This window comes from Klebsiella sp. WP3-W18-ESBL-02 (assembly GCF_014168815.1).
GTDB classification, from domain to species: domain Bacteria; phylum Pseudomonadota; class Gammaproteobacteria; order Enterobacterales; family Enterobacteriaceae; genus Kluyvera; species Kluyvera ascorbata_B.
In genome coordinates, this window is sequence record NZ_AP021972.1 from 2254493 (window position 1) to 2275260 (window position 20768).

Annotated in this window: 11 protein-coding genes and 3 pseudogenes; 8 read left to right on the top strand and 6 right to left on the bottom strand. The window is 52.5% G+C overall.

Annotated features, from left to right (window positions below):
- The first annotated feature begins 5 nt into the window (after positions 1-5).
- The 8 genes and pseudogenes from H7R56_RS10665 to H7R56_RS10695 all read left to right on the top strand — a co-directional run.
- Positions 6-9914 carry a hemagglutinin repeat-containing protein gene (locus H7R56_RS10665; protein ID WP_182928656.1) on the top strand — a complete coding sequence of 3303 codons (9909 nt, stop codon included), beginning with the start codon at positions 6-8 and terminating at the stop codon, positions 9912-9914.
- Positions 9914-10345 carry a hypothetical protein gene (locus H7R56_RS10670; protein ID WP_106930235.1) on the top strand — a complete coding sequence of 144 codons (432 nt, stop codon included), beginning with the start codon at positions 9914-9916 and terminating at the stop codon, positions 10343-10345. Before H7R56_RS10665 ends, H7R56_RS10670 begins: the two co-directional genes overlap by 1 nt.
- 617 nt (positions 10346-10962) lie before the next feature.
- Positions 10963-11343 (top strand): annotated as a pseudogene (locus tag H7R56_RS28045) (hypothetical protein); the annotation flags it as partial.
- Positions 11344-11348: 5 nt separating this feature from the next.
- Complete coding sequence (locus H7R56_RS10680; protein WP_181358044.1) at positions 11349-11726, top strand: CDI toxin immunity protein; 378 nt, start codon at positions 11349-11351, stop codon at positions 11724-11726.
- Positions 11727-12110: 384 nt separating this feature from the next.
- The gene (locus H7R56_RS10685; protein WP_146145739.1) at positions 12111-12794 is read left to right on the top strand and encodes a hypothetical protein; all 684 of its coding nucleotides are present in this window, start codon (positions 12111-12113) and stop codon (positions 12792-12794) included.
- Positions 12791-13045 (top strand): hypothetical protein, encoded by a 255-nt coding sequence (locus H7R56_RS10690; RefSeq protein ID WP_106930227.1) that lies wholly within the window; start codon positions 12791-12793, stop codon positions 13043-13045. The genes H7R56_RS10685 and H7R56_RS10690 overlap by 4 nt, the downstream gene beginning before the upstream one ends.
- Positions 13039-13272 (top strand): annotated as a pseudogene (locus tag H7R56_RS28050) (hypothetical protein); the annotation flags it as partial. The gene H7R56_RS10690 and the pseudogene H7R56_RS28050, both read left to right, overlap by 7 nt.
- 66 nt (positions 13273-13338) lie before the next feature.
- Positions 13339-13437: pseudogene (locus tag H7R56_RS10695) on the top strand (transposase); the annotation flags it as partial.
- A gap of 59 nt (positions 13438-13496) precedes the next feature.
- Here the strand turns inward: H7R56_RS10695 and H7R56_RS10700 are convergent.
- The 6 genes from H7R56_RS10700 to H7R56_RS10725 all read right to left on the bottom strand — a co-directional run bounded on the left by H7R56_RS10700 (position 13497) and on the right by H7R56_RS10725 (position 20526).
- Complete coding sequence (locus H7R56_RS10700) at positions 13497-14135, bottom strand: fimbria/pilus periplasmic chaperone (protein WP_181358043.1); 639 nt, start codon at positions 14133-14135, stop codon at positions 13497-13499.
- A gap of 61 nt (positions 14136-14196) precedes the next feature.
- On the bottom strand, positions 14197-15531 hold the full coding sequence (stbD, locus tag H7R56_RS10705; protein ID WP_106930219.1) for a fimbrial usher protein StbD: 1335 nt from the start codon (positions 15529-15531) through the stop codon (positions 14197-14199).
- A gap of 6 nt (positions 15532-15537) precedes the next feature.
- Positions 15538-18117, bottom strand: coding sequence for a fimbrial outer membrane usher protein (locus tag H7R56_RS10710; protein ID WP_227674735.1), 2580 nt, complete (start codon positions 18115-18117; stop codon positions 15538-15540).
- Positions 18098-18853 (bottom strand): fimbria/pilus periplasmic chaperone, encoded by a 756-nt coding sequence (locus H7R56_RS10715; RefSeq protein WP_106930217.1) that lies wholly within the window; start codon positions 18851-18853, stop codon positions 18098-18100. Before H7R56_RS10715 ends, H7R56_RS10710 begins: the two co-directional genes overlap by 20 nt.
- A 54-nt stretch (positions 18854-18907) precedes the next feature.
- The gene (locus H7R56_RS10720; protein ID WP_106930214.1) at positions 18908-19444 is read right to left on the bottom strand and encodes a fimbrial protein; all 537 of its coding nucleotides are present in this window, start codon (positions 19442-19444) and stop codon (positions 18908-18910) included.
- A 56-nt stretch (positions 19445-19500) separates the two neighbouring features.
- Entirely contained in the window at positions 19501-20526 is a 1026-nt protein-coding gene (locus tag H7R56_RS10725) for an IS630 family transposase (RefSeq protein WP_182928691.1), read from the bottom strand.
- Positions 20527-20768: the final 242 nt, after the last annotated feature.

Genomic DNA, 20768 nt, shown 5'->3' on the forward strand with positions numbered 1-20768 from the left:
CCGTCATGAATCAGCCTCCCGTTCGCTTCACCTACCGTCTGCTCAGCTACCTGGTGAGCGGCCTGCTCGCCACGCAGCCGTTGCTGCCCGCCGTTGCCGCCACGCTGACGCCAACGGGCAATACCGCCACGGATAATGCAGCGAACGGTGTGCCGATAGTCAATATTGCCACGCCGAACGAGGCCGGGATTTCACACAACCAGTTTACGGATTACAACGTGGGCAAAGAGGGGCTGATCCTCAATAACGCCGCGGACAAACTTGCTCAAACACAGCTCGGCGGATTGATTAACGGCAACGCCAACCTGAAAGCGGGCAAGGAAGCGAAAGGCATCATTAACGAAGTGATCGGCGGCAACCGTTCACAGCTGCAGGGCTATACGGAAGTGGCGGGCAAGGCGGCAAACGTGATGGTCGCCAACCCGTACGGCATTACCTGTAACGGTTGCGGGTTTATCAACACGCCACAGGCCACCCTGACGACCGGGAAACCTGTTTTTGACGCCAGCGGCAATTTACAGACGCTGGACGTGAAAAAAGGCAGTATCACCATTGAGGGCCAGGGGATTGACGCCAGCGGCAGCGATGCGTTGTCGATCATTTCCCGTGCAACCGAAGTGAACGCCGCCATTCATGCTAAGGATTTAAAGGTCATTGCCGGGGCCAACCGCGTTGGCAGTGATGGCAGCGTGCAGGCGCAGCAGGGTGAAGGCCCGGCGCCTACGGTGGCGGTGGATACCGGCGCGCTGGGCGGAATGTACGCCAACCGCATTCACCTGGTGTCCAGCGAGAAAGGGGTTGGGGTGAACCTCGGCGATCTGAATGCCCGCCAGGGCGACATCACCCTGGACGCCAACGGTAAACTCACCGTTCACAACAGCCTTGCCAGCGGGACGTTATCGGCAAAAGGTGAAGAACTTGCGCTGACGGGCGCGCACAAAGCCAACGGTAATCTTTCACTGAGCAGCCAGGGCGACATTGCCCTGAGCAACGGCACCCTGGCCAGCGATGGCGAGCTGGTACTGAATGCCAGCGGCACGATTTCGCATGTGAACGAAAAGCTGACCGTCGGAGGGGGAGCGACGCTGACGGCGAAAAACATCAGCCAGGATGCCGCCAGCGAGATTAACGCTGCCCGTGATATTGCGGTAAATGCTCACGATACGCTGAAAACGCAGGGGCAAATGACCGCCGGGCAAAACCTGACGGTAAGCAGCAACACCCTGACGCAGGACGGCAGTCTGCTGGCGCATAACCGGGCGCAGCTGAGCGCCGACACGCTGAATAACAACGGCTCCGTACAGGGCGCTGCCCTGACGGTGGACAGCTCAGCCCTCCGTAACGCTGGCTCCCTGCTGAGCGGCGGCGGTCTGACGGTCAATGCTCAGGATTTTACTCAAAGCGGCAGTATCGGCGCGAAGGGCTACGCGGATATCACCACCCTCGGCACGCTGATCAATACAGGCTCAGTGGTCAGCGATGATGCGCTGGTGCTGAACGCGCAGGCTGTGACGCAAAACGGTGTGCTGTCCGGTGGCAACGGGCTGACGGTGAATGCGCAGACCCTGAGCTCCGGTGAAAACTCGCTCACTCACAGCCATGCGGCCATGACGCTCAGCGCCACGACGACGACGCTGGACGGGGAGATCAGCGCAGACGGCGATCTCCAGCTTCAGAGCGACCGGCTCACTACGGCGGCGGGCGCACAGCTGCAGAGCGGCAATAATCTCAGTCTCAGCGCCCGGGAAGTGACGCTGGCGGGTACGCAGGCCGCACAAAACGCCATGACGGCCAACACCCGCGAACAGCTGACCCACACCGGCAAAAGCAGCGCGGCAGCGCTGAGCCTTAGCGCACCGGCGCTGAGCAATAGCGGTGTGCTCGTGGCTTCCAGCCTGAACACCCAGTCGCAGCGGCTGACCAACAGCGGTCTGATGCAGGGAGATAACGCCCTCCTGATTGACGCGCAGACGCTGGACAACCAGCAGAACGGTACCCTCTACAGCGCGGCCAATCTGACGCTGGTTATTCCGGACATTCGCAACGGTGGGCTGATTACCAGCGACAGCGCTCTGACGTTACGCTCTGGTTCACTCCGTTATCCCGGCAAAATCATCGCTGAGACGCTGGACGTCAACGCGACGACGCTGAGCGGAGATGGCCTGTTGCAGGGGACCGGAGCGCTGACGCTGACCGGGGACACGCTCTCACAGGGCGGCAGCGGGCGCTGGCTGACGGCGGGCGATCTCGCCCTCAACGGTAACACACTGGATACCGCGGGGACTGTGCAGGGGCAAAACCTGAATGTTCAGGCGGAGAGCTGGGTGAACCGCGGCTCGGCGCTGGCAACCGGTCGTCTCAACGCCACGCTGGGTGAGTCACTGATTAACGACGGCGATCTGATGAGCCAGGGCCATTTCGGTCTGACTGCGCCTGCGCTGACTAACCACGGCAGCATTCTGGCGGCAGGTGACATGTCGCTTGCCGGAGACGTATTCTCCAGCGACGGCACGCTTCAGAGCGACACGCTTTCACTTGGTCATAACCGCATCGACAACAGCGGAACGATGACGGGCCTGCATGGACTGACGCTGAACAGCTCGGGCGCACTGAATAACCGCGGAGACCTGCTCAGCCAGAAATCACTGACGCTGAGCGCGGGAGAGGTCAACAACAGCGGCCGGCTTCAGGGACAAACTATAGCCTTAGACGGCAGCGGCCTGACCAACAGTGGGGCGATTCAGAGCGCGCTGGATTTAGCCCTGACCCTGAGCGGCGACCTGAACGCCGCTACCGGCAGCAAAATCACCGCGCTGGGCGAGGCACGTCTGGCGGGTAAAGCGCTGAGCAACCAGGGGCTGATCAGCGCCAGTACCCTGGCGGTGAACGGTGACTCGCTCAGCAATGACGGCGAAATCAGCGGCGTTAACGGCCTGAACGTGATGCTCAGCGGCACCCTGCAGCAGCAGGGCAAAATGCTGGCCGGTGGTGCGCTTACCGTCAATGCGGGTGATGTCAGCAACAGCGGGCAGGTTCAGGGCGCGGAAAGCCAAATCAGCGCCGGTTCGCTGACCAACAGCGGACGCGTGCAGGGCGACAGCGGCCTGACGCTCACGCTGTTGAATGCCCTGACCAACCAGGCGGGCGGCGTGCTGCTCAGCCAGAATGCATTAAACCTCACTGCGCCTGAACTGACCAACGACGGCACGATTCAGGGCAACGGTCAGACCACGCTCAGTGCGGTAACGCAGGCCCGCAACGGCGGCAACATTCTCTCCGGCGGTGACCTGACGTTTACCACGCCGGACTACAGCGGCAGCGGCTGGCTACAGGCCACTAACCTTATGCTGAACGTGGCGAAGCTTGCCAGCAACGGCACCGTGATGGCGGCAAACCAGGCAACGCTGACCGGTAACAGCCTGAGCAACGGCGGCACCTTCCAGGCCGCACAGTTGAACGTGAACATGCAGACCGTCACCAACAGCGGTACGCTGCTGGGCAACCAGGGGCTGACGCTTAAGGGGAACAGCCTTAATAACGCGGGCGGGAAGGTGTTCAGCGGCGGGGATATGCTCGCTGAAATGGTGTCGCTCAGCGGCGCTGGCCAGTTGGTGGCGCTCGGCAACCTGACGCTGAAGCTCACAAACAGCTTCACCGCGCAGGGCGTTATCGCTTCGAATAAACAGCTTGCAGTCAGTAGCCAGGGCGATATGACCAATGCCGGCACCTTGCAGGGCGACGGTATCACGCTGAACGCCGTGGGCAGACTGACCAACAGCGGACAGCTGACGGCAGGTACGGGCACCACGGTATTGAGCGGCAGTCAGATTGCGATGAATAGCAGCGGCAGCCTGCAGACGGGTGGCGACGTTAACCTGACCAGCCGCGGCAATATTACGCTCGACGGGTTCACCGGTACGGCGGGCAATATGGTGCTGGCGGCAACGGGTTCACTTATCAATACCGCGCTGCTGTACGCGGGTAACAATCTGTCGTTGTTTGCCAACAGTATTCAGAACCTGCGGGGGGATATGCTGGTGGGCAATAACCTGGTGATGCAGAGAGATGCCAGCGGTACGGCGAATGCCGAGGTGGTGAATAGCTCCGGGAATATTGAGACTATTCACGGCGATATCACCATTAAAACCGGACATTTGCTTAACGAACGCACCGGGTTGACATCAACCATCCAGACAACGAATCTGACAACCACATACCCGTGGCTTGGACAAGCCACTGCTAATATTCCAGTGGCGGTACTCGGCGCGGATACGGTAACCCAGAAGAAAACCAGTTCGTATTCGTATGAGGGCTCCTGTGGCGGGGCATACTGTTTTGCCTATGAAGATACACGTTACTACTATGCCCCAATAGCCGGGTACGCGACGAGACAGTTCGCATTAAATCAGACTGAAAACCAGGTGAGTGCCCAAGGCGGGAGCGCGCGTATCGCTTCAGGGCGTGATATGACGATTGTTGCACAACAGCTTAACAATCAGGCCAGTGCAATACTGGCGGATCAAAACCTCATACTGACCGGGAATACACTGACTAACCAGAGTTATCAGAGTGGAACGTATACTGAGTATGCTGTGTACCAGTATGAACGCGTCATCACCGGAGGAAGTGGCCTTACTCCAGGCTACTCACCTACGCACCGCAATACTACTTATGAAAATACGGTACCGTATGTGCTGAAAGGTAACGTGACTGAGAGTATCAATGGTGAGCTTTTCCGGGCAGTGATCCAGGCCGGGGCTGGCGCAACGACTAACTTTACTGATTTTGTCAGCAATGAAAATATTACTGCTCAGGGCGATCGTGTCAGCAACACAATTGTTGCACCGGCTCTGAATGCATTGAGCCAACAGACTGTTGGCACTCCAGAACAGGGTCAGACACTGGCCGATACCGCGACGCTCCCGATTGACTCACTGGAATGGCGCGATCAGATTTCCGGTGCACTTCTGAACATGAGTGGAGGACAAACGCTGGATGCTGTGGATACCAGTGCATGGCCGCTTCCTTCCGGTGACAACGGCTACTTCGTCACCGCGACCGATCCGGACAGCCCGTATCTGATCACCGTTAACCCAAAACTCGATGGCCTCGGTCAGCTCGATCCGTCGCTGTTTGGTGATTTGTATAAGCTGCTGGGCATGACCCCTGGCGCAGCCCCACGCGAGACAGGTAGCCAGTATACCGACGTCAGCCAGTTCCTCGGCTCGTCCTATATGCTGGATCGTCTGGGTCTTGATCCTGACAACGACTACCGTTTCCTCGGCGACGCTGTGTTTGATACCCGCTATGTCAGTAACTACGTACTGAACCAGACCGGTAGCCGCTATATCAACGGCCTCGGTTCCGATCTTGATCAAATGCGCTACCTGATGGACAGCGCGGCCGCAGCGCAAACCGCGCTCGGCCTGACGTTTGGCGTTGCGCTTACAGCCGAACAGATTGCGACGCTCGACCACAGCATCCTGTGGTGGGAAAGCACTACCATCAACGGGCAGATTGTGATGGTGCCGAAGGTCTATCTCTCCCCGAAAGATGTCAGCGTACAAAATGGCAGCGTGATTAGCGGTAATAATGTGCAACTGGCGAGCGGCAACGTCACCAACGGCGGCAGTTCGCTGATTGCCCAAAATGGTTTGTCCATCGACAGTCGCAACAGCATCAATAACCTCAATGCCGGGCTTATCAGCGCGGGCGGTGGGCTGGAGCTGAGCGCTCTGGGTGACATCAACAACATTAGCTCAGCGATTTCTGGCAAAACCGTACAGCTGGAAAGCACCGGCGGCAGCATCAATAACGTCACTCGCACCGAACAGTGGAGCGTAGGTGGCAACAGCCGCCACGGCAATGTTAGCGTCAGCGGCACTGATGTCGGGCAAACCGCTAGCATTACCGCCAGCGATGGTCTGTACATGGCGGCGGCAAATGACATCAATATCACCGGAGCGAACGTAACCGCAGGCGGCGACCTCGCAATGGGCGCAGGCAATAACATCAACATCGCCGCTAACCAGATGACCGACAGCAGCAGCCAGTCAGGCTTCCTGGGTAAACAAGACAACCTTTCGACTTCCACATCGAACCTGGGCAGCAGCATCATCGCGGACGGTAACGCGGCGATGCAGGCAGGTAATGACCTGAATGTCACAGCGAGCGCCATTGACGCAGGCCAAACCGCGCAACTGGTGGCAGGCAATGACCTGAATCTGAACGCGGCGGGCAACGGGCAGACCAGCCGCACGGGCAGCAGCGAAAACCATCAGAGCAGCGCAGACAGAACCACGATTTCAGCGGGCGACAACGTGACGCTGGTCGCCGGGCAGGACGTGACCAGCCAGGCGGCAGGCATCGCGGCGGAAGGAAATGTCGGTATTCAGGCCGGGCGTGACGTGAATCTGCTGGCGGAAGCCACCGTTAATGGCAGCAGTACGCGTGAGAGAAAGAAAACCGTCATTGATGAGTCCGTTCGCCAGCAGGGCACGGAGATTGCCAGCGGTGGCAACACCACGATTATCGCCGGTCGTGACGTAAACAGCGAAGCCGCGCAGGTGGCCGCGCAGGGTGATATTGGCGTTGCCGCCGATCGTGATGTTAACCTGACCACGGCAACGGAAAGCGATTATCACTACTTCGAGCAGACCAAAACCAAAAAAGGTTTCCTCAGCAAGAAGACGACTCATACTATTGAAGAAGACCGTGCGACCCGTGAGGCGGGCACGCTGCTTTCTGGTGATAACGTTACCGTTCAGGCGGGTAACAATCTGCAGGTGAAAGGCTCTTCCGTGGTGGGTGATAACGCCGTGGCGCTGGGGGCAGGTAACAACGTTGATATCGTTGCGGCCACCAACACAGACACCTCCTGGCGGTTTAAAGAGACGAAGAAAAGCGGTCTGATGGGCACCGGTGGCATCGGCCTGACCATCGGCAGCAGCAAATCAACCCATGACTTGCGTGAAAAAGGAACCACCCAGAGTCAGAGCTTCAGTACCGTAGGCTCGACGGGCGGTAGCGTGGCGATTTCCGCCGGAAACCAGCTTCACGTCGGTGGCGCTGACCTTATCGCCGGGCAGGATTTAAGCCTTAGCGGCAACAGCGTCATCATCGAACCGGGGCACGACAAACGCACCCTCGATGAAACCTTTGAGCAGAAGAAAAGCGGGCTGACCCTGGCGCTCTCCGGTACGGTGGGCAGCGCCATTAATAACGCGGTCTCCAATGCGCAGGAAACGAAAGAGACCAGCGATAGTCGTCTGAAAGCCCTGCAGGCCACCAAAACGGCACTTTCTGGCGTACAGGCAGGGCAGGCCGCCGCCGTCGCTTCCGCCACCGGCGACCCGAACGCGATGGGTGTAAGTCTGTCGCTGACGACCCAGAAATCAAAATCGCAGCAGCATACCGAAAGCGATGACGTTTCCGGCAGCACGCTGAATGCCGGGAATAACCTGTCGGTGATTGCCACGGGTAAAAACAAGGGTGACAACAGCGGCAATATCGTGATTGCCGGCAGCCAGCTTAAAGCCGGTGGCGACACGCTCCTGAGCGCACAAAACGACATCCTGTTGAGCGGTGCGGCCAATACCCAGCAGTCCAGCGGGAAAAACAGCAGCAGTGGCGGCGGCGTTGGGGTCAGTATTGGTGCAGGTAAAGGGGCTGGTATCAGCGTATTTGCCAACGTCAATGCCGCCAGCGGCAAAGACAAAGGCAACGGTACCGACTGGACCGAGACCACTATCGACAGCGGGAAAACCGTTACGCTTACCAGTGGACGCGACACGGTACTCAATGGAGCCCAGGTCAGCGGTAATACCCTCATCGCCGATATCGGCCGCGACCTGCTGCTGAGCAGCCAGCAGAACAGCAACCAGTATGACAGTAAGCAAAGCAGCGTTGCCGCAGGCGGGAGCTTCACTTTCGGTACGATGACCGGCTCAGGCTATATCAGCGCCAGTCAGGACAAAATGAAGAGCCGATTTGACTCCGTCGCCGAGCAGACAGGTCTGTATGCCGGCCAGGGCGGTTTTGATATCACCGTCGGCAACCATACCCAACTGGACGGCGCGGTTATCGCCTCAACGGCCAGCGCAGATAAAAACAGCCTCGATACCGGAACGCTTGGTTTCAGCGATATCTATAATGAAGCGGATTTCAAAACGCAGCACTCGGGTATCAGCCTGAGCGGTGCCGGCGACTTTGGTGGCGACCAGTTCAAAGGCAATATGCCAGGTGGGATGATTTCTGCTGCGGGAAGCAGCGGACATGCTGAAGGTACGACTCAGGCTGCGGTGGCTAACGGTACCATCACCATCCGCAATACGGAAAATCAGCAGCAGGATGTGGCGAACCTGAGCCGTGATACGGAGCATGCCAATGACAGCATCAGCCCTATTTTCGACAAGGAGAAAGAGCAGAACCGCCTGAAGGCAATCGGACTTATTAGCGACATTGGCAATCAGGCCGCGGATATTGCCAGGACTCAGGGTGAGCTGAATGCGATTAAAGCCGCGAAGGATCGCATGAGCAGGGCTGAACCTGAAGAGCTGGATGCAGCGAAAGCGCAATGGCAGAAAGAGAATCCGGATAAAACGCCAAAGCCAGAAGATATCAGTAATCAGCTTTACCAGAACTACTACAATGAAGCGTTTGCTGCGACGGGGATGGGAACCGGTGGCGCGGTGCAACGTGGTATCCAGGCGGCAACGGCGGCGCTAACCGCGCTTGCCGGTGGTGGCAACCTGGCGGGTGTTCTGGCCAGTGCATCAGCACCGGAACTGGCTCGTCTGGTGAAGGAAACTACGGAAGATAATACCGCTGTTAACACGGTGGCCCATGCCATTTTGGGCGGTGCGGTTGCGGCATTGCAGGGTAACAGTGCAGTATCAGGCGCTGCGGGCGCGGCAACAGGTGAGCTGGTTGCACGCGCTATTGCGGATATTTATTACCCTGGCGTGAAGATGTCAGACCTGACGGAGTCGCAAAAGCAGACCATCAGCTCACTGGCGAGCGTATCAGCGGGCATTGCCGGCGGGCTGGCGGGAGATAGCACATCGGCGGCGGCGGCGGGGGCGAGCGCCGGGAAGAATGCGGTTGAGAATAATGCGCTCAGTGATATTGCTGAGAATCAGCACTCCGGCATGTCGCAGTCAGAGAAGTATCAGAAAGCCCAGGATGCACTGGTTAAAGCGACTGAGGAGTTTAAGGCGAAAAACTGTGCCGGGCTGAGCACCGAAGCTTGTGGTGCGAAAATGGATGCGCACCGGGATGAACTGCTGGCAGGTTTTGCAGAAGCTGGCAGCGAGTATTTGCCTGTTTATGGTGATTACAAAAGTTTTGCGGAAGCGGACAGTGCACTGGGGTATCTGGCGGCCGTTATTGGTATTTTTCCGGGGCTGGGAGATACGGCTGGTAAGTTTATCAAGGGGGCTGAAAAAGCCCTGAAAGCTGGCGATCTTGAAACCGCGTCTAAGCTTATCAATAAAGCCAGTGATGAAATTCAGGCTGTTAAGGCACTTGATGTTGGCTCATATAACAACCTCAAGAAAGGTGAAGTTGTTGGTGATGGATTAGAACATGACCACATACCTTCCTTTGCCGCACTGAGAACAGCAAAGGAAAATGAGTTAGGTAGAAAACTAACCCCGACAGAAGAAAAAGCTTTATATCAAAATGCCACAGCAGTAGAGGTTCCCAAGAATGTTCATCAGGCAGGGCCCACTTATGGTGGCAAAAACACAGTAGCTCAAGTTCAGCAAGATGCGCTAGATCTGTGTGGGGCCGTTTGTCGTGATACCAATGCTTTGAGAACCAATATGATAGAACGTGGTTATGATCCGGTTCTGGTTGATGATGCTATAAAACAGATCATTGACAGGAATAGGCAAACAGGAGTCATTAAATAATGTTGGCATGGAATGATCTTATCGAAATACTAGGGTGTTCGAAGACAAGCAATGAGTTTGTTTATCTTCCTCAAAAACTAAATGAATTACCTGTTTTCGATGAGGGTATTTTAGGTGACCGAAGCTATTACTCATTCTTCAACTCAGGTGTTTTACTTTTGTTAGAAGACAACCAAGTGAATCAAATTAGCTTGTATATGCAAGCTGATGAAGGATTCTCCGTATACCTAGGGGAGGTACCTTTACCTGCTAATGGATGCGAGTCAGATATTATCCAAGTGTTAGGATCTCCTTCTGCCATGGGGGGAGGGGGAATGGATATGCTCTTGGGATATCTCAATCGCTGGATAAAATACCAAACTGGAAATTATGAGCTGCATCTTCAGTTTAATCAACATGATCAACTGTGCCGAGTGACGCTAATGCAATAAAAAATCCCGATTTTACTTTATGCATTAACGAATGACTTTTTAACAGCTACGCGTAAGTGCATTCAGGCCAAAAACGCGCGTCGGGGCAAAATGTTGACAGCATAAAAACGCATCAGTAAAAACAAGCTATAACCTGCTGACTGCGCTGGGAAAATACCTGTTCGTCCTCAATAACCGTGTCGGAACGAGTTGTTGTTGAGAATAATCACCTGAGCCAGCCACAACAACAAAGCCGTAGCGAAGAAATTGTTGCCTGTGGCAGCGACAGTAGCTGTAAAACCGATGTCCGTAAGAACTATGCCAAAGAATATGACATTGTTCAGGAGAAAATAAAAAATTGTTCCAGCGCAGCAGATTGTGTTGCGGTTGCGAAAGAAATGAAAGAATGGAAGGCCGAAAGTAGTGCCAGGAGTGATGAACTGGCGGCCAAGGCTCGCAATGAAGGGATAGACTCTTTAACTCAGGCAGAGAAGCTGGAATGGGCAAACCTGAGAGGAGCTCAGTCAAACTTTGATGGTTCGATTAATACGCTGATTTATCGTGCGCAGATGTTTGGCGGTTCAGAAGAAACGTCCGCCGAGCTGGTGAATATTTTTGGCCATGCAGCTATAGCTAATGCGGCGGGTGCTGCTGCTGGAATTAGTAAGGCTAAATCTAATAATCAGCCTAACAACCGAATTGAAACGGTGCTTAAACCAGAGAAGAACTGGGAAAGTGCTCGTAATAAAGCTTTAGACATTGTAGGTAACTTAGGGGATGATTCAAAGCCCGTCATCGGTCGGTTAGAGGTAAGCGCTGGAAATGGAAAAGTTATTGGTCGTCAGTCCAGCGATGGTAAACTTGGCTGGCGAGTAGACTATGATCCTGAAAAAGGCACTCATATCAATATATGGGATTATTCTCAAGGAAAAGGCCCCGGAAAGGCGGTTAAACAAGTAATTCCATTTGATGGTAATGAAAAGTCCTTTGAGACCATATTGAAACAATTGAACAGGTAGGGCCCATGACTCTATTTGATGAATGTAAAGAAGCACTTAGCGCTGATTTCAATGTGCTTAGTGAAAAAGATCAAGTGAGCGTGATGGGTATTTTTAATAAATACCCATCTGCTAACGGGAATATATTATGGTCGGAAATTGACTTTAAAGATTTCGAGACCGTTAACGACTTGTCGAATGAGGCAGCCCTAAAAAACGATGATGTATACGTCATTGCAGATAATGCAGACATACCTATTTTTAAGACAAGCCTAAGGCTAGTTTTTGAAAATATTTATGATGTAACAGCATTGTCACCAAAACTGTTTATTTTTAACGACAATGTGATTCTACAACCTTTATTTCCAACAGATAAAATACGTCTTGGCGTTAGGTTGAAGTAAAAATAATTTACTTTATTCGATGATTTTTTCTGAAACTCTGCATCAGTGAGCGTTAATATCCATTAACATACTATTTTATAGAATAAAATGGAGGCACCGGGCGGTAGCGTGTTCAGGAGAAAAAGGTTCGTCGAGGCAAAAATTTTCCGGACCGGAAATACAACAGTCGGGAAACAATATAACTAACTAAAATGCAAGGGAAAATTCCCATCATTACCACAATGTGCGTCAGAGAGAGTTGTTGTTGAGAATAATTTCCTTGGTACGACATCTTCAGACAGACTCGATAAAGCCGTTGAGAAAATTAAGGCCGGTGATAAGTCGTTAGCTACAGCTAACGAGCTGATTAAGATTGAAAATGCTGATAAACGTAGTGATGCTCTTATGGGCAAATTTCGCCGTGATCCAACTTCATTGTCGGAATCAGAACGCGTTGAATTGAATGCTTATGTACGAGTGTATGCAGCTGAAATGCAATCAGTTTATGGAGCTGATAAAGCTAAACAAATGGTACAGAATCTTTTTGACTATCCCGGCTATGAGCGTAATCCTGACAATGCTGTATTGAATCAAGCTCAGAGCACTGTAAATACTTGGGGCTATCATAAATCGAATGCCAGTATCGGTGATTCCCCTCTGATATTTGGCAGTAGCGTACGGGGAACCACAATAAGAGAAGGTATGGCTGTCAATGCTGCAATAGGCACGGCGGTGAATACAGGTGTCCAGCTCAGTGGCGATGAGCCATTCAGTTTTGTCGATGCCATCATGGCCGGTATAACATCGGCAGCTACCACAGGAAAAAGCTGGAAAGCATCCGCTGCAATCAATATGGGGGGCGCTGCGATTGGCAGTGCGATTAAAGGGGAGGAACCGACTAACTCTGTGAGAAGTAATGGTTTTGGTAGTGTGGTTGGTAGTTTAGGAGGTAAAGTTGTTGATTCATTGTCTCCAGTAACCGATCAAGTGACAAAGGATGTTATTGGTGCGGTTACAGGTGCTACTGCTTCTGAACTTACAGGAAACGCTGTAAAAGATGAGTTAGACAAGCGGGAGAAGAAGCAATGAATCTTTTCAGCAGGGTTGGTATTCCATGGCTTATCTTCTTGGTTTTGTATTGTACTGTGTTAATTTCCGTTGTTCTTTTTATATGCCAACTAGGAGTATCGACAATTTTCTATTTCAATGATGGGAAATTCCATTTTTTATGGGAAGAGGCATTATATATCGCATTAAAAAAAGGAAGCATAGCCGGAGTAGTATTGGGTGCCGGAGTATGGTTGAAAAATAAGTTGCATGAGCGTCATGGGAAAAGATAGTTGTTGAGAATAACTATCTGAGTACCAATCAGTCGCTGACCTTTGATAAAGAACTGTCGGACTGCCGTAAATCGGGTGGCGACTGCTAGGCTGTCATCGATAAATGGAAGAAAGTCAGCGATAACCAAAGCCTGAAACTAGATGAGACCCTGAAAGATAACCCGGCTTCCGCGCTTGCCTGGGATAAGGAACTGGCCGAAGGTGGTCTGGATATTGTAAGCATCCCGCTAAAACGGCCCATTCACTCTTAGAGATCTTCCGACATACTGATTGTGCCCCCTGAGGCGATCGCCATGCATAAAGCCCGATTCACTGAGCACCAGATCATCGCTGCCCTGAAGTCTGTTGAAGCCGCACGCACCGTTAAGAATGTCTGCCGCGAAGCAGGGATTTATGGGGATGCTTAAACCATCGACCTCATAGTTGAAATATTACAGCTTTGATCTATTCACTACAGATTAGTTGAATATTGCCAGCGATTTCCTGAGTCGTTAATCAAGTTATATTGCAATGTTTTACATGTGCCTTTGCTGCCGTTTAGCATAATTGGCTGGCTGGACTGCGGGGGCACCATGCTGGTTTCAGCCGTATAATGGCCGCAGGTAATATCCGACAGTGTCATATGCCATGGCGTTGGATTATGGACGATGAGTTTTGGTGGCTCATCCTGTTGTAGCGTGAAGCTGAGTTTGTGGCCATCGCTTTCTATCGGAGCATTGATGCCCTGAGGGCGAATAAAGACCTTCAGCCTGATCCTCATGGGCAGCAGCACTTTTTGCGGTGCCTGCCGATCCTGCTGGGTTTGCGGCGGAATTTGAAAAATATTCAGCCACAGCAGGGATTCCTTATTGCTCGACAACGCCTGGCGGGATGTCAGCAGCAGTTTGATAGAGCGCATCTCACCGGGGGCCATGCTGAACACCGGCGGAATCGCCACCATTGGGGTAATGACTTTATCTGGCGCAAGCAGCGGGTCGCCGTTATCCGTCCAGACCTGTACCAGCGTGGGCTGCAGGTCGGAATTCGCCAGCGTTAAAGACAGCGTACGATCGTCGCCATTAAACACCACCCGCGTGACTTCTAAATTCACTACCGCCAGAGATGACAGTGAGACGAAAAATAGCGCTGCGGGTGCGAAAAAGCGAACAAAATCACTGAAAACTGACCAAAACCTGCAATTGCGCATACACGGTTCCTGATGTCACGGTTTGCCCGGTAATGGCCTCCAGGGAGGCGGTAAAATTACCGGTATAGGTATCTACTGAACCGCTCGAAGTCAGCGTCGTCAGGTCCTGATAGGCATACCATCCTCCGCTGTTCCCGGTTGCCGTTGAGACTTTATTGGGTAGCAGATTTAAGGGGGCACTACCCAGGTTATCGCTGTAAATACGAATGCCCACACCGGAGGCGACGCCGCTCTGGCCATAGTTATTATCCAGTAGCCAGGTATAAGCCCCGGAACTGGTCGTCAGACCCAGTTTGGTTGCGGCGCTGGCCGCCGTGGCGTTGTTCACCAAAAAACCCATAGCCACATTGGCAGAGGAGGCGGTGGATTGCGCAGTACCCGATTTGGCGCCCGACTCACATTCCACATTGATAGTGAAGGGCGACTGACTGGTGCTGCCGGAATTCAGTTCGGCCACCGTGATGGTCGGCAGATAAACCTGTGCGGGATAGTCGCTAATACGGCATGCCGCACCCCGGACGAATCTTGATTGTCGGGTCAGGCTCCATCCGCCGGCCCACTGGGCATACCAGCCGCTATAGTTGTACATGCTATCTGCACCTACGACCAGGGCAGGGCTGAAGCCTCCTCCCTGAAAAGCGATGTAACCGGCCGGGCCTGCATAGTCATAAGAATAAGATGCGCTGGTATTCAGACCATAGGTGGTGCTATCCACCTTGAATAGCTCGACATACACATCGCTGAAGGCGCTGGCGGGAACATAGATGTAGGTTCCGTCATTGAATACGTCGCTGGCGGTAATTTCCCGGCGTTTCCATAAACGGGTATAGTACTCGCCAGTTTTCAGATTCGTCAGCCTGACTGCGACGTTGCGTACGTAGGTGTAATAGGCGCCGTCTATGCTGCTGACCGCGTACATTCCGCCGTAGGCATCATCACCGTTGGTCGCATAATATTCGTAAAGCGAACCGAGATCGGCGACGTCGCAGCGGAACAAGACCTGCGATGCTGAATAACCGCCGGTACGCCCGCTGGGGACAAAGGTTGCAGAAGAGCTGGCTAATAATGTCCCTTCGGTCTGAAAACCGGAGCCGCTGCTTAGGGTAATGACGCCGGGCAATCCGAGGCTGCCCTGAACCTGGTCGTCCGTTGTGCCTATCCATGACGCCGCCGTATAGCCCGCCTGAATGGCCGTGGCCGATAAGCTGGAGGTTGCGGTGACGCTTATACAGGTTGCGTGTCCAATAGTCGGCAATACGCCCGCCAGCAGTAAACCGCATAAATAAAATTTGAGCTTCATTATCGTTTACTCCTGATGGCAGGGCAGGTCTAATTGGTAAAGGCTTTCTCCGCTCCGGGACGGTAAGCGGTAATCAACCCTACAGCGCTGGCTGTTCTTTTTCCCCCACATCACGTACAGCGAACCAGACTCAGCGGCCAGACGGGCGTATATCTGGCCACCCTGACCCACAATCCCCACCGAAGAACCACTGTTGTTAGTGACCTCTGCTCCCATTGGCGGCTGGCCGCCGCCGGGGAGCAAGGTATTGATAAGCACTGCTTTGCCGCTAATGGTGTCAAATTTCACCCGCGAGATAGCCCCTGCGTAAGGCACAACGCGCATGCTGCCTCCCTGTAGCTCGACATCGTCATTCATATTCTGTACATCAAGACTGACATTGTTGTAACGATAGGGGGTGAGTGACGGTAATAGCGCATAGCCAAAGCGATCCACCACCGCCCCCTGACCATTTCTGATCGCTGCGCCCTGCGCCCCTGGTGCTTCTATAAGCGCAAAGGTATCGCTGGTGTACGGCCCTGCGGTGACGCCTCCGCTGTGGAAAACCAGCGTGCCGGAGGAGCCAAGTCCAAACTGGCGGTAGTCCTGGCCTTTGGAAACCGAGCCGCGTAATGAACCGAGTGACGTGCGTCGTTCAATATTACCGCCGAGGATAGTCGTGTTTCCGCCCTGATCCTCATCACTCATCCCGGCATACATGGAATAGCTGGTGCTGTTGTTTTCGCCGAAGGTCCCGCTCAGGCCGGTTGTTGCTGAGCGGTTATTGTTGCTTTTGTTCATATCAAACGTCAGCTGCGAGCGGCTGTTGCCGAAATCCAGCGGAATTGAGAAGCCAAGCGAGAGGGTATTTTCGGTATATTTGCGTTTGTTGTCGGTATTGAAGTCGCGGTCGTTGACGCTGGTGTAATAGCTGCTGGAGTAGACGTTCCGCTGGCGGGCGACGTTCAGGTTAATGTTGATATTGCGCCAGCTGGTGCTGTAACCCATCTGCAATTGGGTGATGCGTGAGTTGTTATTATAATAATCGGCAGTACTCCCGGTCAGATTCAGCATTCCCCAATCTCCCAACGGCTGACCAATGGTCGCCGACAGGTTATTACGCTGCTGGAGGGTGTCTGAATAATAGGTGACGCCGCTTTTTTCCTGACGCCGAACGCCAAGCACATCCTGTAAATCGCGGTATCCACTGGTTGAATAACGATATGCCGCCAATACCAGATTGGTTCCGGTGGTAAAGGTTTTACTGTAGCTGGCTTCAATGCGCCAACCGTGTTCATCTTTATTGTTTTCCGCTTTGGCCTGGGAATACACGCTGTTCAAGCCAAACGCGCCGACGGGGGTGGCAATAACGCCGCCCAGCAGTCCGGCGGTGTAGTTTTCAGCGATGCGCGTACCGATGTTGGCAGTCAGGTAGTTATTGACCCCGCGCTGAATGACGCCTTCTAAGAATTTATTTTCTACGCTGTAATAGCTGCGGACATGGCCCATCGCCAGTTCATAGTTCCAGCTACCAGGACGAACAGAGTCAGGAACGGCTGAATAAGGCACGGTAAAGGTCGACACCTGACCATTGGCCTCAATGACATCAACCTTAAGATCGCCCTGACTTTTGGTGTTATACAGGTCATTAATGACGAAGGCTCCCGGTGGCACCGTGGTTTCATAAATCACTTTATCCTGCTGGCTGACCCGGACTCGCGCGGTAGTGGCGGCAATACCGCGGACTTCAGGTGCATAGCCGCGTTTCCCCTGCGGCCACATCCGCTGGTCGGTGCTTAATTTAATACCGTTGAATGACAGGCTACCGAAGAGGCTACTGTTGGTGTAGTTATCGCCAAACGAGACGACGCTATCAATAATAGGCAGCGGGCGTTGTACCCAGGTTCTGACGCTATTGTATTTATAGCTCGCACCGGCAAGCGAGTTGTCCGAGTAGCGCAAATTCCCCTGGTGGTTGAGTTGCCATAATCCGGCGTTAATGCCGCCGTTAATATTGCTCCACAGATAATCATACCGAAAATGGCTGGCGGTATTTTCGGTATGATAGAAGTTGGTGTTATGACGTAAATACAGCGCGCTGGCACCCGCATCCAATTCCGATACGGGAATATAGCCGCGGGGGTTATGGTATAGCCCGGCCTGGGGGATCGTCATATCCAGTCTTAATTTGCTGGTATCGATGTTCCAGTTTATTTTTGGCCCCAGTTGGCTAATGAAAAAACAGCCGGTAGATGGCTCTGCGGATGTTTTCTTGACCCGAATGGCGCTGGCATCGACGATTTCTGCGGGCAGGCAAGGTTCGATGGTATCAGGCTGCGCCGGTAGCGCGCTAAGGCTGATTTTCACCTTGTTGCGAATCAGCTGCTGGTTGACATAGATATCCAGTAAATAATCCCCGGGCGCCAGAGCGTCGCTCGCCTGGTTAAAACGGCTGATATCCACGTCCTGCCCAACGCTAGAACCCTGTAATAGCGAGGGGTCAAAGTAATATTCCGCCCACGCAGATGCCGGTAACAGCATGGTCACCACAAGGGAAAGCCCCTGTGGTTTTACCAGCCACCGAAAGCTATAGCGGATAGTTTTCACTGATCCGTGCTCCCTGATCGTTAATCAGCGTCACTTCTACGCTGTTCACTGCGGAAGGACGATCGCCAGGGAAGACGTAGATTTCACTGGAGAACGGGGCAATCATATCGTTCTTAGGCGCGTAGATTTTCGACGTTCCGGCAATCTTTAACCCGGTAATCGTCACGTAGTAGGGTTGTTCATTGCGGATGACCACGCCCGCTTTATTATTATGATGAGCGGCCGCGACTTTAAGGTTATCCAGCATGTCTTTCGCGTCGGTAGCCAGCCCGGCGGGGCGGTAAAAAAGCTTAACCCGGTTACGTAACATCACTAACAGGCTGTTCTGTTTGGTTGTCGCGGTTCCCCCTTGATTATTCGAGGGTGGAACCTGTAAAAAATTAAAATAGAATAATGACTCGCGATCCTGAGGTAATTTTTTATCACCGGTAAATACGATGCGGATAACCTGGCCATTATTGGGCTGAATGCGGAACGCGGGTGGTGTGACAATAAATGGCACGCGCACTGATTTACTTGGGCCATCCGTCATAACGCCCTCGTCAAACCAGGTAGAGATAACATAGGGAAATTGGTCTTTATTTTTCAAGGTCACATCGACTGATTTTTCCTCTGCGTGGTAAATAATGCGTGTGCCGACCATGGTGACGCTGGCATCTGCCTGGGATATATAACCAGACATCATCAGAAAGGCCGCTACACTAACAGTCTGCAATGAACGACTGAAATAATTCATAATGACTCCTGATGAATAATAAATATGGTGAGAGATACTCTCACCATATATTTATTACTGATATGAAACGGAATATTGCATTGAGGATTCAACGGTCCCGGTTGTCGCACCACCCGTCGAGTAGTACTGCGCGGTATAGGTCGCGCTGGCCGATGTTTCATCAGCAGCCAGGCTTAAGTCACCGGCACCGTTAAAGTTATTTCTGAAATCAATTGCTGCATCGCTGGTATCCAGTACCTGAATTTCCACGTTGCCCGCTGTACCGGTATTGATTAAGTTGCCGGTGCCGCTGCTCACGTTGTTCCCCACAAATACGGTAGAAATAGTGACACCCGAAGATGAACCGGTACATTCGGAAACACCAATGTCAAAAGTCGTTTGTCCGGCGGTATCAGCAGCATTGGTTAAGGATGACGCTGAAACTGTCGGTAATAATACCGTTGGCGATGCCGCAACACCGTTAACGGTGACGGAACAGGTTTCATCAGCAACTTCACCCAAAAATGTAATGGTATTGTCGGACGCAAAAGCATTCATTGAGGAGATAGCAGAGAAAACCACGATAGAAAGAATTGCGCGGTTTAATTTCATGATGTGAAGACTCCATTCGTTGTGGATAAAATAACTTTGTTTATACCCAATAAACCTCAAGATGCAGGTTTGAGCACCTGAAAATGATCGTTAATTCGGGACGTCAGAAAACCCGCTATCCCCGGTAACGTATGGCTGAAAAATTCAGATATTGCATCCCTGAACTCCCTGCTGTTGCTGAAGTAGCGGTTATTCCGGGCATGTTCGTTCATTAACTTCCACATTCGTTCTATCGGATTCAGGTTCGGGCTGTACGGCGGGAGGTAATGAAGTTTTATATTTACCACCTCCGCCCAGTCTTTCACTAACTGTGAACGGTGATAACCAGCACCATCCAGAATAACATGAACTTTCTGCTGATAATCTGGATAAATTTTACGTATCTCATTGAAAAAACGAGATACGTTGTATTCATTAACCGTTTTATATTCGCAGATTAGCGGATGTTCCGGGGCCTTCAGATTCAGCGCCCCCATGATATTCAGCCGTGTACGACTACCTGTTGTTTTTACCGCTTTTCTCTGGCCTTTACGTATCCAGCCATAACCTATTTTGGTGGCCTGAGTCGGATGGACAGCATCAATAAAAAGAACCGGTTCATCACCTGCGGTGGCTTTGAGTTCCTCATAATATTCAATGAATTGCTTTTGTTTCTCTTCACTGAATTTATGCGGGACGCCTGACGGTTTTTTATAGGTGAAGCCGTTCCGGTGCAGCCACTTATTCATTCCCGGAATGCTGAAAACGATGTTCCATGTCCGCGCGACAAACGCGACAATATCACGGGTATGGTAAAATAAATTGTCGGATAAGTGGCTGATTAAAAAAGCCATTTGTTCAGCGCTGAGTTTGCTGTCTGAGCCGCCATTTTCGGGCTTCAGCTTGCCTTTGTTCAGAAACTCGCTGATATGGTGGTCAACAGTAGTCTGATGCAGGCGTAAAGCCTGAGCGATCATGGCCGAACTCCAGCCCTCGGAGGCCAGAAGAATGGCTTTAATGCGATCGCAAACGCGCTTATCACGACTGGAGTCATGAAGACGCTCAAGTTCAGCTTTTTGTTGGTCAGTGATAAAGATTTTCATGGGGACAGCATGATCTCCTGTTGCTGAAAAATCAAGCGTCTTCAATGATCACGGGTATATACAAGAGACTGATTTGTTGACGTCGGAATAATGGAAGTGCGTTTTCTAAAAGTTTTTTGTTAATCCTTCCTGTGGAATAATTCTCATTGCGGCTGATATTCACACGGGAGTAACATTTGTTCTAATCGTTTGAGTAAATGGGTGGTTTGTAGGTGATAGGTAAAAACTATCGGTTTTAAAAG

Coding starts and splice junctions, on each gene's coding strand:
- H7R56_RS10665 (WP_182928656.1), top strand. CDS start 6: ATGAATCAGCCTCCCGTTCGCTTCACCTACCGTCTGCTCAGCTACCTG.
- H7R56_RS10670 (WP_106930235.1), top strand. CDS start 9,914: ATGTTGGCATGGAATGATCTTATCGAAATACTAGGGTGTTCGAAGACA.
- H7R56_RS10680 (WP_181358044.1), top strand. CDS start 11,349: ATGACTCTATTTGATGAATGTAAAGAAGCACTTAGCGCTGATTTCAAT.
- H7R56_RS10685 (WP_146145739.1), top strand. CDS start 12,111: ATGGGCAAATTTCGCCGTGATCCAACTTCATTGTCGGAATCAGAACGC.
- H7R56_RS10690 (WP_106930227.1), top strand. CDS start 12,791: ATGAATCTTTTCAGCAGGGTTGGTATTCCATGGCTTATCTTCTTGGTT.
- stbD (WP_106930219.1), bottom strand. CDS start 15,531: ATGAAGCTCAAATTTTATTTATGCGGTTTACTGCTGGCGGGCGTATTG.
- H7R56_RS10715 (WP_106930217.1), bottom strand. CDS start 18,853: ATGAATTATTTCAGTCGTTCATTGCAGACTGTTAGTGTAGCGGCCTTT.
- H7R56_RS10720 (WP_106930214.1), bottom strand. CDS start 19,444: ATGAAATTAAACCGCGCAATTCTTTCTATCGTGGTTTTCTCTGCTATC.
- H7R56_RS10725 (WP_182928691.1), bottom strand. CDS start 20,526: ATGAAAATCTTTATCACTGACCAACAAAAAGCTGAACTTGAGCGTCTT.